12 protein-coding genes are annotated in these 13,254 nt (G+C 32.7%); 9 read left to right on the top strand and 3 right to left on the bottom strand.

Features of this window, described 5'->3' with window-relative positions; genetic code table 11:
- Positions 1-12: 12 nt before the first annotated feature.
- Together BMZ76_RS09415 and BMZ76_RS09410 are read right to left on the bottom strand one after the other, a co-directional pair.
- Positions 13-1,131: a GTP cyclohydrolase gene (locus tag BMZ76_RS09415; RefSeq protein ID WP_091205298.1), complete on the bottom strand. Its 1,119-nt coding sequence runs from the start codon at positions 1,129-1,131 to the stop codon at positions 13-15.
- Positions 1,132-1,152: 21 nt separating this feature from the next.
- Positions 1,153-2,088, bottom strand: a complete 936-nt coding sequence (locus BMZ76_RS09410) for a transporter (protein ID WP_244281776.1) — start codon at positions 2,086-2,088, stop codon at positions 1,153-1,155.
- 135 nt (positions 2,089-2,223) lie between these two features.
- Between BMZ76_RS09410 and BMZ76_RS09405 the strand changes: the two genes are divergently transcribed.
- From BMZ76_RS09405 to BMZ76_RS09375, 8 genes are all read left to right on the top strand, one after another.
- On the top strand, positions 2,224-2,505 hold the full coding sequence (locus tag BMZ76_RS09405) for a DUF4834 family protein (protein WP_091205296.1): 282 nt from the start codon (positions 2,224-2,226) through the stop codon (positions 2,503-2,505).
- 48 nt (positions 2,506-2,553) lie between these two features.
- The gene (locus BMZ76_RS09400; RefSeq protein ID WP_091205294.1) at positions 2,554-4,968 is read left to right on the top strand and encodes a YfhO family protein; all 2,415 of its coding nucleotides are present in this window, start codon (positions 2,554-2,556) and stop codon (positions 4,966-4,968) included.
- Positions 4,969-5,025: 57 nt separating this feature from the next.
- Complete coding sequence (locus tag BMZ76_RS15910; protein ID WP_167547448.1) at positions 5,026-5,190, top strand: hypothetical protein; 165 nt, start codon at positions 5,026-5,028, stop codon at positions 5,188-5,190.
- A 12-nt stretch (positions 5,191-5,202) separates the two neighbouring features.
- Complete coding sequence (locus BMZ76_RS09395) at positions 5,203-5,670, top strand: nucleotidyltransferase (RefSeq protein ID WP_091205292.1); 468 nt, start codon at positions 5,203-5,205, stop codon at positions 5,668-5,670.
- A 4-nt stretch (positions 5,671-5,674) separates the two neighbouring features.
- Positions 5,675-5,902, top strand: a complete 228-nt coding sequence (locus BMZ76_RS09390) for a hypothetical protein (RefSeq protein ID WP_091205290.1) — start codon at positions 5,675-5,677, stop codon at positions 5,900-5,902.
- 2 nt (positions 5,903-5,904) lie between these two features.
- Positions 5,905-7,194 carry a glycosyltransferase family 4 protein gene (locus BMZ76_RS09385; RefSeq protein WP_091205287.1) on the top strand — a complete coding sequence of 430 codons (1,290 nt, stop codon included), beginning with the start codon at positions 5,905-5,907 and terminating at the stop codon, positions 7,192-7,194.
- A gap of 41 nt (positions 7,195-7,235) precedes the next feature.
- Positions 7,236-8,696 carry a lipopolysaccharide biosynthesis protein gene (locus BMZ76_RS09380; RefSeq protein WP_091205284.1) on the top strand — a complete coding sequence of 487 codons (1,461 nt, stop codon included), beginning with the start codon at positions 7,236-7,238 and terminating at the stop codon, positions 8,694-8,696.
- A gap of 202 nt (positions 8,697-8,898) precedes the next feature.
- Positions 8,899-9,198: a hypothetical protein gene (locus tag BMZ76_RS09375; protein ID WP_091205282.1), complete on the top strand. Its 300-nt coding sequence runs from the start codon at positions 8,899-8,901 to the stop codon at positions 9,196-9,198.
- Positions 9,199-9,201: 3 nt separating this feature from the next.
- Here BMZ76_RS09375 and uvrA read toward each other — a convergent pair whose 3' ends face one another.
- Entirely contained in the window at positions 9,202-11,997 is a 2,796-nt protein-coding gene (gene uvrA / locus BMZ76_RS09370; RefSeq protein ID WP_091205280.1) for an excinuclease ABC subunit UvrA, read from the bottom strand.
- Positions 11,998-12,453: 456 nt separating this feature from the next.
- Here uvrA and BMZ76_RS09365 point away from each other — a divergent pair, with 456 nt between their 5' ends.
- Complete coding sequence (locus BMZ76_RS09365) at positions 12,454-13,038, top strand: RNA polymerase sigma factor (protein ID WP_091205277.1); 585 nt, start codon at positions 12,454-12,456, stop codon at positions 13,036-13,038.
- The last annotated feature ends 216 nt before the right edge of the window (positions 13,039-13,254 follow it).

The following is a 13,254-nucleotide window of genomic DNA, read 5'->3' as shown; positions in this document are numbered from 1 at the left end:
AATGGAATTCACTTACAACTCTTTTCTATAAGTACACCTGCGTTTGTGAATTTGAGGATCAAAATGTTTCCACAAATTGATGCTTGCGGCGTTATCAACTAATTCAGGAGTTCTGAAACAATTAACAATACCTTTTTCTTTGAAAATTTCGTAGTATTCTTTGAATATAATGGCTGTAACCGCTTTGTTTTGGTATTCAGGCAACACGCCAATAAGGTAGAAAATGACGTCCTTACTTCGTTTTTTTGCTCTGAGCAGATGAAGAAATCCAAACGGGAATAATTTTCCTTTTGCCTTTTGTATCGCCTCAGAAAAAGAAGGCATTACAATACTGAAAGCAACTATATTGTGGTTTTTGTCTTCCACGAATTTGATAAATTCAGGATTGATGAAACTTATGTATTTTTTCTTGAAATATTCTTTTTCTGTATCTGAAATAGCGACAAACGAAGATAACGAAGCATAAGATTTATTGAATAAATCAAACATTTTGTCCACGTGCGGCATTACTTCTTTGGTCGTTTTAAAATTTAGCGGACTTAATTGATACCTTCTTTTAACCAAATCATTTGCTTTTTCAAAAAATTCAGGCTTTACGTTTACAAATGGAAATTTACTTTCGATATATTCTTTCTCTTTAACGTAACCCAATTGTTCGAAATGAGCGGCATAATATGGATTGTTGTACCACGTAATCATGGTTCCCATTTCATCAAAACCTTCGGTAAGTACGCCCACTTTATCCAGATTTGAAAAACCCATAGGTCCTTCAACATATTCTAAATTGTTTTTTCGACCTAATTCATACACTTTTTCTAAAAGTGCTTTAGTCACTTCTACATCATCAATCACGTCGAACCATCCAAAACGAACTTTCATTTTTTTTTGATCTTTTACCTCACTCCAATTAATGATTGCAACAATCCGGCCTACTGTTTCGTTATTTCTTTTGGCAATATAAAAATATGCTTCAGCAGTTTCGAAAGCAGGATTTTTAGTTTTGTCAAATCCTTCTAGTTCCTCACCAATTAGTGGTGGAACCCAATTTTTATTGTTTTTGTATAAAGAAAAAGGGAATTTTACAAATTCAGTTAATTCACTTTTTGTTTTTGCTTCTTGTATTGTAATCATTCTGTTTTTGAAATTCTGTGATTATCCTTTTTTTGTCTTTTTTGCTCTTTTTTCCGCCTTTTTTCCTGAGTCACCTGAGTCAATGTTTATGCGCACTTCCTGATAATTGGCGTCATAACGCCAAGAAAAACCAATTCCGCCGTAAAGGGCAGATGGAGTGTCTTTCAGACTTGTAGCAATCGAAGCGTCAATTTGCATGTCTTTATTTAATAAATAAGCGGCGCCTCCGCGAACAATGGCGTCACTGTAAAAATCACTTTTGAATCCTTGATTTTCTAAAAATCCAGACCATTTATCATTAAATCCTCGGGTTAAAGTCAATACATAACCATAACTAGGAAAATCAGTTGTTACATAATCAGCTATTATATTGGTTACGAAAACCCATCTACCGTCACCCAAATGGTTTTGGGTTATCAGTATTATTTTTGGGGAAATGCTGGATTCTGAAGAAAAAGAATACGGATTGTCTGCCATAGTGAAATTTGCTCCGGCAAAAACAGAAACGGCAGGTACCAATTGACGCCAATTGAAAGCTTTATTGGCTTTCCAGCTATAAATATTTACCTTTTTCTCGTAATTTTTGAAAGGATCGTAAATCAAATATTTGGCTCCCAAAACAGTTTGTTTGAAGTCGGCTCTTTTCGAGCTGTTGAATAAGGTGGTATATTTCTCGTTTTGGTATTGTATATCAGCTATTAATTCAAGTTTTTCCATGAACAATCCCCATCGTAAGGTGGCATCAACACCAAAACCATTGGCATCATAATTTAACAAACTATGGTTTTGTTTAATTCCATAAACGCCTGTTTCTATTTGGATTACTGATTTCCCAACTGCAAAAGCCGACATGGTTTCGCCTGGCCTGTTAGAATTTATTTGATCCGTATGCTGGCAGTAATGAATACTTGGAAACATTGGAATAGCAACGATAAGTAAGATTTTGATTTTGGACATATTATTTTTTTTGTGTTAAAAAGTAATAACGCTTTTCAAATGTACTATATTTTATTATTTATTTAAGAATGATATTTTTATTTTGTCCCGAACTTTCGGGATGAATTTATTAATTTTGTAAAAAATTACACTTACATGCAAACAGCTTCATTTACGGGTTTTATATATGCGCTATTTTATATGATCGCTTTCTACTATATTTTCAGATTTTTAGTAAAATTATTTTTGCCTTTAATAGTTAAAAAAGTAGTCGAAAAAGCAGGCGAAAATATGCAGAAGCAGCAACAGCATGCACAGGATAATACTTGGAAAAAAACACAAAGTAAGGATGAAGTGATTTACAATACTGCAAATACTAAAAACCCACGCGAAACCAAAAAAGTGGGAGATTATGTTGATTACGAAGAAATAGATTAAATTTGTCGTTATTAGCATGTTTTTTTATTCTAATCCAAACTTTTTAAATTGAAAATAATAAACAGGTTTTATCCGCACGCCCTTTCCATACTTGGTTTTGTACTAGTTTCAGTACTCTATTTTTATCCTGTATTACAAGGAAAACAAATTTTCCAGTCGGATATTGTACAGTATACCGGAATGGCCAAAGAGCAAAATGACTTTAGAGGAACGGATCATGTAGAACCTTATTGGACTAATTCAGCGTTTGGCGGAATGCCAACGTATCAATTAGGAGCAAAATACCCACACGATTATATTGGCGCTATTGATGATGCGTTGCGTTTTTTACCGCGTCCAGCCGATTATTTATTTTTATATTTTCTCGGATTTTATGGTTTGATGCTGGTGTTAAAAGTAGATCCTTTGAAAGCCTTTTTTGGAGCATTAGCCTTTGGTTTATCTACTTATCTGATCATTATTTTGGGCGTTGGCCATAATGCCAAAGCGCATGCTATTGCTTACATGCCACTTGTTATTGCCGGATTTATCCTGGTTTTTCAGAAAAAATATATTCTGGGAGGTTTGATTACACTTTTTGCAACAGCATTAGAAATCAATGCGAATCACTTCCAAATGACTTATTACTTATTGATTTTCTTATTAATTCTTTCTGCTTATTTTATCTATCAGCAAGCAAAAGAAAAGGAATATAAATCAATGTTGTATTCTTTTGCAATATTAGCAGCGGCAGGAATTTTAGCTATTGGTGCCAATGCTACGAATCTATTGGCAACTTCTGAATATGCGGATTTTAGTATTCGTGGGAAAAGTGAACTGACATTTAATCCAAACGGTTCAAAAAATGAAACTACTTCTTCGATGTCTAAGGACTATATCACGGAGTACAGTTATGGAATTACTGAAAGTTTCAATTTGATTGCACCGCGACTTTTTGGTGGGTCAAATAATGAGGCCGTTGGGAAAGATAGTAATATGTATGAATTGATGATTGGTCAAGGCGTGCCGGAAGATCAGGCTACTGATTTTGTTTCTGGAATGCCAACGTATTGGGGCGATCAGCCTATTGTGGCAGCGCCTGCATATATTGGAATTGTAGTATTCTTTTTGGCGATTTTGGCATTATTTATCGATAAAAGAAAGATTAAATATGTATTTCTATCCGGTTCAATAGTTGCATTAGTTCTCTCATGGGGTAAAAATTTCCCTATTTTGACGGACTTTTTTATTGATTATGTTCCAATGTACGATAAATTTAGAGCGGTATCTTCTATTCAAGTTGTCTTGGAATTGTGTTTCCCAGTTTTGGCTATTATGGGATTACAATCTTTCTTCAAATTAGACAAAAAACTGCAATGGAAAGCATTGTATGAAACGACAATTTTAGGTTTAGGAATTATTTTGATTTTATTTTTAAGCAAAAACATGTTTAGCTTTTCTGGAGGAAATGATACTAATTTTCAAGAAAGTTACGGCCCTGAATTTGTAAACGCCCTTAAGCTGGATCGAATGAGCTTATATAGTGCTGATTTATTGCGTTCAGGCTTTTTTATCGTGTTGACAGTCAGCGTTTTATGGTTGTTTATTAAGGATCGATTTGCTCAAAATACAGCCATTATAATTGTAGGTTTATTGATGGTTTCCGATTTGTTTTTTGTAGATAAAAAATATGTTTCGGGAAAAGATTTTGTAAGTGGAAGTCAAGTTGAAGTGCCTTTTCAAGAGTCACCTTCGGATGCTGAGATTCTAAAAGACACAGCTAATTACCGAGTTATGGAAGTAGGAGATATCATGGGCGCAAGAGCTTCATATTTTCATAAATCGATTGGCGGATATAGCGCTGTAAGACCTAGGAGAATGCAGCAATTAATTGATTATCAAATTTCTAAAAATAATATTGAGGTTCTCAATATGCTTAATGTGAAATACATTATTCAAACGGATTCAACTGGAGCTGCTTTTCCGGTTCAGAACCCTAATGCCAATGGAAATGCATGGTTTGTGAGCCAAGTAAAATTAGTTAATTCAGCTGATGAAGAGATGAAAGCGTTAGATAGTTTAGATTCTAAAAATGTAGCAGTCGTAAATAGTAAAGATTTTGAATTAAAAAAGACGGCTTTCGTCAAAGACAGCTCAGCGACTGTAACTTTAGAAAACTACAAACCCAATTATTTGAAGTACAATTCTGAAAACGCAAATGAAGGGTTAGCGGTTTTCTCCGAAATGTATTATGGAAAAGGTTGGAATGCCTATATAGACGGTAAAAAATCAGATCATGTTAGAGTTGATTACGTTTTAAGGGGATTGCAAATTCCAGCAGGAAAACACAAGATAGAATTCAAGTTTGAACCACAAGTCGTTAAAACCGGAAGTACCATAACGTTGATTAGTTCCATAGTAATACTTTTGCTTTTGATTGGTGGGATTTATTTTGAAAGGAAGAAAAAGGCGTTAGCTGTCTGATATTTATTTGTAAATTTGATCTAATAAATTTCGAATACATTCTAAATTTTTAATGCAATGGGTAAAGTCAAATTAAATCACGCACCTCCGACAGTTATGGAGGCAAGATATATTGAAGAAACAAGACAATTGACTTATCAACAACGTTTTGAAAAACTGATGGCAATAATCGAACTTTCTTGCTTATTAAAATCGGCAAAAAAATATTCAAAATCAAAATAATTTGAAACGAATATGCATAAACAAATAATAGATGTTTGGAAGTACTTGTCAGAAAACAATGTAAACTATCTAACCATCGGTGGATTTGCTGTAAATATTTATGGCTACGGAAGAAATACAGGAGATATTGATATTTTCATTGAAGATACGATTGCTAATCGTGAAAATTTGAGAAATGCTATTAAACAAATGGGATTAGGTGATTTTGAAAGTATTAAAACGATGCAATTCATTCCGGGTTGGACAGATTTCACTTTAAATATTAATTTTAGATTGGATATTATGACTTCTGTTAAAGGTCTAGAAAATAAGCCTTTCGTAGTACTTTTAGAAAAAGCAAATATCATAGATATAGATGGAATTCCGGTTTTTTTTATTGATTACGATAATCTGATTATTGCCAAAAAAGCAGCCAACAGACTGAAAGACCAGCTCGATATTGAAGAGTTGGAGAAACTAAATAATAAAAATATTTATTAAAATTATGAAAGAATTATTCGGTTTAAAATCGTTTCAACAAATATTGTTTTGGCTTTTTCTTTTAGGAATTATTATTGGAGTTTTCTTAACGCTATACTTCATTAATCCGGATAAATTTAGATTTATATTGTTATTACCATCATTGCCAGTTTTATACTTTATTTCAAAAGGATTGTATAAAAACAGTAATTTGTTTTTTATGGATTTAAAATCAATTACTACAAAATCCTAGCTTTGGAACCCAAGAAAATTTTAATAATTACCTATTATTGGCCGCCTGCTGGAGGACCAGGAGTACAACGTTGGCTTAAGTTTGTCAAGTATTTGCCAGATTTTGGCATTCAGCCGATTGTTTATATTCCGCAGAATCCAACATATCCTATTGTTGATCAAAACTTGGTAAAAGAAGTCTCGGAGAAAGCGATTATTTTGAAACAGAAAATTTTTGAACCGTATCAGCTGGCGTCTTTTCTTTCAAAGAATAAAACAAATAAAATCAGTGCAGGAATTATTCCAAATCAGAAAAAGCAATCTTTTCTGGATAAAACCTTTCTTTGGATTCGTGGAAATCTTTTTATTCCCGATGCGCGTGTTTTTTGGGTAAAACCATCAGTTGCTTATTTAGAGAAATACATTTTAGACAATAATATTGATACAATTGTTACTTCGGGACCGCCACACAGTCTGCATCTTATTGGATTGGAATTAAAACAAAAATTAAATCTGAGATGGTTTGCTGATTTCCGAGATCCATGGACCACAATTGGCTATCATAAATCATTGCGATTGTCGAGTTTTGCTGCCAAAAAACACAAAGCTTTAGAACACCAAGTTTTGAATACAGCCGACACCATTATCGTAACGAGCAAAACCACCAAAACTGAATTTCAGGCGATTACCACTAAACCTATTGCGGTAATAACGAATGGCTATGATACGGAAGAAGTTGAAAAACAAACTCTGGATTCTAAATTTAGTTTGGCACACATCGGTTCTTTTCTTTCGGAGAGAAATCCTCTGATTTTATGGGAAAGTTTAGTTGAAATGATTCATGAGATTCCAGATTTCAAATCGCATTTAGAAATAAAACTAATCGGAGCGGTCAGTCAGGAAGTATTAGAAACGATAAATCAATTCGGGCTAAATAAGTATTTGAATAATTTGGGTTATGTTTCCCATTCGGAAGCGATTGCGCACCAACGAAAGTCGCAGGTTTTATTGCTTATCGAAATTAATTCGGAAGATACTAAAAGCATTATTCCTGGAAAATTATTTGAATATATGGTTTCAAACAGGCCTATTGTTGCTATTGGACCCAAAGGTTCTGATTTTGCCGAAATCATAACGAAAACTAATACAGGTGTATTTTTTGATTATTCAGAGAAAGTGAAACTTAAAAGTGTAATTTTGGACTTTTATAATCAGTTTTTGAAAGGCAAATTACAATCAAATGGAGTTGGTTTACAAAATTATTCCAGAAAAAACCTAACGAAAGAATTGGTTGAATTGCTTAACAAAATGTAAATTAGAAAGTGAGGTTTCTTAATACTTCGCAATGATAAATAATGGGAATAGTATTAAATCAGTCTTTAAAGAATACAATAATTACTTATTTGGGTTTTGGAATTGGTGCCATAAATACGCTGTATTTGTATCCTGTTTTTTTAGGAGATACCTATTATGCTGTAACAGGTTACATTCTTTCTTGTGCAAATGTAATCATGCCTTTATTTGCGATAGGGATGCAAAATACGTTAGTGAAATTTTATTCGCAATACGAGTCAGAAGAGGAAAAATCCAGATTTTTATCCTTCACCGTATTATTTCCTTTAGTTTTGTCTATTCCTTTAATATTGTTAGGATTACTTTTTTTTGATGATATTTTGTTATTTGTAACAAAGAAAAACCCAGTAGTCAAGGATTTTATTTGGCTTATTCCATTTGTAGGATTATGCATGGCTTATTTCGAAATTTTTTATGCTTGGGCCAAAGTTCACATGCATTCGGTTTTTGGGAATTTTGTAAAAGAGGTAGGATTGAGATTGTTTTCATTATTTGCGTTGATTGGCGTTTATTATAAATGGATAACAGTTGTGGAGTTCGTTTACGTGACTGCAGGAATTTACTTTTTGGCATTAATTATTACAATGGGTTATGCGTATTACATCAAAAAGCCTGATTTCCAATTTGCAATACCTTCTAATGTAAAAAATATAATGGAGTATACTTTTTATATTATTTTATCAGGGAGTGTAGCTAATTTGCTATTGGATGGGGATAAAATTATGCTTAACCAGTACATGATTATTGAGAATATAGCCTATTACTCCGTTGCTACTTATATTGCTTTGGTTATTTCTGTTCCAAGTCGCGCGATGCACCAAATTGTCTATCCAATTACTGCACGACTGATGCACGATAACAAATTTGAGGAATTAAATGTTTTGTATAAAAAGACATCCATTAATTTACAAGTCGTGGGTGGCTTTGTAATGTTGGGTATATTTGTTAATATCAATCAATTATATGAAATGGTTCCTAAAGAGTATAGCGGTGGTATTTTAGTTGTTTTTATGATTGGATTATCGAAATATTTTGATTTAATATTAGGGAATAATAATGCGATTATTTTTAATACAAAATACTACAGAGCTGTGTTGTTCCTCGGTGTTTTTTTAGTTGCTTTAGCCATTGGATTGAACGCGATTTTTATTCCTTTGTACGGGATTATGGGATCTGCGTTCGCGACATTATTATCAATAACTTTATATAGTATAGCTAAGTTGCTGTTTGTGGTTAAACGTTTGCATTTGTATCCATTTACAAAGCAAACATTGTATTCTCTAGGAATCACATTGCTATTGTTTCTTTTGTTTTATTTTTGGGAATTTCCTTTTGACCCAAAAATAGCAATAGTATTAAAATCAGTTTTGTTAACTATTTCATACGTTTACATTAATTACAAATTTGTCATTTCTGTCGAAATTAATCAAGCTATCGATGTTGTTTTGAAAAAGCTAAGATAATTTAGGAGCGTTTTTGATTGATAGTAATAGAAAATAACGGTTTCATTTTCTTTTACTTATCGAAAGTTATTTCAGCTTTTTTAACAAAAAGAAATCAAATATCACTAAAAGTGGGTATTGTGGAATTTTAAATTTACTATTATTTTTGTAAAGTCATTTTTAATAATGACAGCAAAAAAGTATTTTAATTTCAAGGATAAACATGAATAGTAACAAAAGTACGAACGATGATAATTTAATCAAATTTTCATCTATAATAGCAGATAAAACTAATAATGGGTTTGTAGTATTAGAGCGAAACGATAAGTTACCTTTTGCCGTTTTATTGAAAAAGAAAAAAAAGGTTGATCATGTTTTAAATTTTTGCATCTTTTGCGTTACGCTTGGACTTTGGTCTATAGCTTGGATTTACATTACACAAGTTTCATCAAAAGCTAAAAAGATTTTAATAGCAATTGATGAAGACGGAAATCCTTTTGAAGAAAAATGTTATATGGGATAATATTTATAATTTATCTTTCAAATATTTTCCCGTAACAGATTCTTTTATTTTAACAACTTGTTCCGGAGTTCCTACTGCAAGCAATTTCCCGCCATTTTCCCCGCCTTCGGGACCTAAATCTATAATCCAATCCGCACACTTTATTAAATCAAGGTTGTGTTCGATGACAATAATCGAATGCCCTTTATCAATCAATGCATCGAAGGAGGCCATTAGTTTCTTGATGTCATGAAAGTGCAACCCCGTTGTAGGTTCGTCAAAAACAAACAAAGCTTTATCTTTTGTAGCTCCTTTTACCAGGAATGAAGCGAGCTTTATTCGCTGCGCTTCTCCACCGGAAAGTGTAGAAGACGATTGTCCTAATTGCACATAACCCAATCCCACATCTTGCAAAGGCTGTAATTTTTGAGTGATTTTAGTTTGTTTATTTGCTATAAAAAAGGCAATAGCATCATCGATTGTCATCGTTAGTATTTCGTGAATGTTTTTACCTTCAAAAGCGACTTCCAGAACTTCTTTCTTAAATCGTTTCCCATTACAGGTTTCACAAGGTAATTGAACGTCGGCCATGAAAACCATTTCTACGTTTATAGAACCTTCTCCTTTGCAGGTTTCGCATCTTCCGCCATCAACATTAAAAGAAAAATGTTTGGCCTGATACCCTCTTATTTTTGATAGTTTTTCTTTGGCATACAATTCCCGAATATCATCATACGCCTTAATGTAAGTCACAGGATTAGAACGGGAACTTCTTCCTATTGGGTTTTGATCGACGTATTCAATGTGTTTAATTTGCGCAAATGAACCTGTCATTTCGGTAAACTGTCCTGCTTTTTCACCTGCGTTTTCCAACTTTTTTTGCATGGCTGGAAAAAGGATTTTCTTAACAAGCGTACTTTTTCCACTTCCAGAAACTCCTGTAATAACCGTTAATACATCCAGCGGAAAAGTAACATCAATATTTTGTAAATTATTTTCTCGTGCTCCTTTTATGTCGATGAAATTCTTAAATAATCTTCTTTTTTTAGGAACGGTAATTTCTAAATCACCGTTTAGATATTTCGCTGTAAGTGAAGTCGATTTTAATATTTCGTCGTAGGTTCCCTGAGCGACTAAATTCCCGCCTAAAGTTCCTGCCTCCGGACCAATATCTATAATCATGTCAGCAGCTTTCATGATATCTTCATCGTGTTCTACAACGATAACCGTGTTTCCTAAATCACGTAAGGAAAGTAATACTTTTATCAGGCGTTCTGTATCTTTTGGGTGTAAACCAATACTTGGCTCATCCAAAATATACATAGAACCAACTAAACTGCTTCCAAGCGAAGTTGCTAAATTAATACGTTGCGATTCTCCTCCGGAAAGCGTTGCTGAATTCCTGTTTAATGTCAAATAATCCAATCCTACTTCGGTTAGAAAAGACAAACGATTATTGATTTCCACCAGTAATCGTTTGGCAATTTGTTTTTCATAAACATCTAAATCAATGTTTTTGAAAAAAGTAACCAAATGTTTTATCGGTAAATCAACTAAATCAGAAACTGTTTTTTCATTAATTTTCACGTATGAAGCTTCAATTCTCAGGCGTTTTCCTTTGCAGGAATGACATTTAGTTTTTCCTCTGTAACGCGAAAGCATCACTCTGTTTTGGATTTTATAATTCTTTTCTTCCAGTTCTTTAAAGAAATCATTCAATCCTTGAAAATAGGTATTTCCATTCCAGATTAATTCTTTTTGGTCTTCAGATAATTGGTAATATGGTTTGTGTATTGGAAAGTCAAATTTGTACGCCTTATTCACCAATTCGTCACGAAACCAACTCATGCTTTCTCCTCGCCAAGGGAAAATAGCATTTTCAAAAACGGATAAAGTCGTATTTGGTACCACTAATTCGGCATCAATACCGATAATATTTCCATAACCTTCACAAACGGGACATGCTCCGTATGGATTATTAAAACTAAATAAATGAACGTTTGGTTCCAGAAATGTAATGCCGTCTAATTCAAAATTATTGGAGTAGGAATACTTTTTATCAGAGTTTAATTCTTGTAAATGGCAGATTCCTTTTCCTTCAAAGAAAGCAGTTTGCACCGCATCAGCAAGACGATTGTAAAACTCTTCTTCTCCGGAAGTGTCGTGATTAACCACAATTCGGTCAACGATTAAAAAGATTTCTTTTTTATCTAATGAATCTGGTAAATCGTCTAAACGAACCATTTCATTATGTACCAATATTCGGGCAAATCCTTGTTGCAAAAGGACTTTTAGTTTGTCTTCCAATTTTCGTCCTTCTTCCAAATGAATGGGCGCGAGCAGCAACCATTTGCTGTCCAATTCAAAAGTTTTCACATCGGAAACGACATCTGTGACGGTATTTTTTTTAACTTCACGACCGGAAATAGGGGAGTAAGTTCGTCCTATTCTGGCAAAAAGTAATTTTACGTAATCATATATTTCTGTTGAGGTTCCTACCGTCGAACGGGCGTTTGTCGTATTCACCTTTTGTTCGATAGCAATAGCAGGAGCAATTCCCTTAATATATTCTACTTTTGGTTTATCCAATCGTCCAAGAAATTGTCTAGCATACGAAGATAAACTTTCTACATAACGGCGCTGTCCTTCGGCATATAAAGTATCGAAGGCCAAACTTGATTTTCCTGAACCCGAAAGTCCTGTGATAACCACTAATTTATTTCGGGGAATAGCGACATCAACATTTTTTAGGTTATGTACCTGTGCACCTTTTATGATGATATTTTTCCTTGGATCTAATTTCGAAAGGTCAACTTGCATAAAAATGATTATTTTTACAAAAGTAATCAATTTTCAACAGAGAAAAGGGAATGAACAATTCACAAATAATCATAAAAAGCACGGTTGAAAACTGATTTTTCTCCTGATCTAGTTTTGATGTGTAAATAATTGACACTAAAATAAAGTATTGGGGCTATTTTAATGAATTAACAATCAGATCTTATTTTAGTTTTATTTTTTTTAAGAATTTTTTGATAAAATTAACTCTTTCTTGTGCAACGGCATGCTATTTGTATTATAAATGTCAAAAAAGAAGAAAAATTTTAACAATTTTTAATTTTGAAATGTTAATTTTTTTTAATTTTACTTGCATGTTAAAATAATAATTAGTTAAATTTGGCAACTTAATAAACCTAAACACACTCTAGCTTATAATAAAAAACTACTTTTTAGAGAAAAATCTCCAATTTTAATTAAAAACTAAAAAGTATTATTATGGTTAATATACAACTCCCAGACGCGTCATTAGTTAAGGAATATGTCGCAGGTAATGAGGATGCCTTAGCTAAACTAATAAAGAGGCATGAGTCAAAAATATATGGATTTATATATTCTAAAATCCCAGACAGAGATATTACCAACGATATTTTTCAGGATACTTTTATTAAAGTAATAAAAACATTGAAATCAAACTCTTATAATGAAGAAGGTAAATTTTTACCGTGGGTAATGCGTATTTCCCATAATCTGGTGGTTGATCATTACCGTAAAACTAAAAAAATGCCAATGTTCAGAGAAACAGAGGAATTCTCTATTTTCTCTATTATGTCTGATAATTCATTGACGATAGAAAATAAAATAATATCGGAACAAGTCCAAATGGATTTAAAAAAGCTAATTGAAGGACTTCCTGCTGATCAAAAAGAAGTTTTGGTCATGAGAATGTATCAAGATATGAGTTTCAAGGAAATTTCGGAAATAACTGGAGTGAGTATCAATACTGCATTAGGAAGAATGCGTTATGCTTTGATGAATTTGAGAAAGGTAATTGATAAGCACCAAATTGTTTTAACCAATTAATAATATTTTGAAACTTGCTGCGTTGTAATATAAAACAAATACATATTACTTTATGGCAAAAACTTACTCAAAAAAATCATTATTTTCTCAAGTAATGAAACCAAGTAAAGAAACAATTTCTTTTTTATTAGGCTATTCACAAGCGTTAACTATAATAAAAATAGAAAATAAAAGTTTCGAAATTATATCTAATTAGAATTTATATGATTCCAAAAG

Origin of the sequence: Flavobacterium xueshanense (genome assembly GCF_900112975.1) — a bacterium.
Classification (GTDB): Bacteria; Bacteroidota; Bacteroidia; order Flavobacteriales; family Flavobacteriaceae; genus Flavobacterium; species Flavobacterium xueshanense.
Note: the sequence above shows the minus strand (reverse complement) of the source record. Positions and strands in the feature narration are given on the sequence as shown.

Coding starts and splice junctions, on each gene's coding strand:
- BMZ76_RS09415 (WP_091205298.1), bottom strand. CDS start 1,131: ATGATTACAATACAAGAAGCAAAAACAAAAAGTGAATTAACTGAATTT.
- BMZ76_RS09410 (WP_244281776.1), bottom strand. CDS start 2,088: ATGTCCAAAATCAAAATCTTACTTATCGTTGCTATTCCAATGTTTCCA.
- BMZ76_RS09405 (WP_091205296.1), top strand. CDS start 2,224: ATGCAAACAGCTTCATTTACGGGTTTTATATATGCGCTATTTTATATG.
- BMZ76_RS15910 (WP_167547448.1), top strand. CDS start 5,026: ATGGGTAAAGTCAAATTAAATCACGCACCTCCGACAGTTATGGAGGCA.
- BMZ76_RS09395 (WP_091205292.1), top strand. CDS start 5,203: ATGCATAAACAAATAATAGATGTTTGGAAGTACTTGTCAGAAAACAAT.
- BMZ76_RS09390 (WP_091205290.1), top strand. CDS start 5,675: ATGAAAGAATTATTCGGTTTAAAATCGTTTCAACAAATATTGTTTTGG.
- BMZ76_RS09380 (WP_091205284.1), top strand. CDS start 7,236: ATGGGAATAGTATTAAATCAGTCTTTAAAGAATACAATAATTACTTAT.
- BMZ76_RS09375 (WP_091205282.1), top strand. CDS start 8,899: ATGAATAGTAACAAAAGTACGAACGATGATAATTTAATCAAATTTTCA.
- uvrA (WP_091205280.1), bottom strand. CDS start 11,997: ATGCAAGTTGACCTTTCGAAATTAGATCCAAGGAAAAATATCATCATA.
- BMZ76_RS09365 (WP_091205277.1), top strand. CDS start 12,454: ATGGTTAATATACAACTCCCAGACGCGTCATTAGTTAAGGAATATGTC.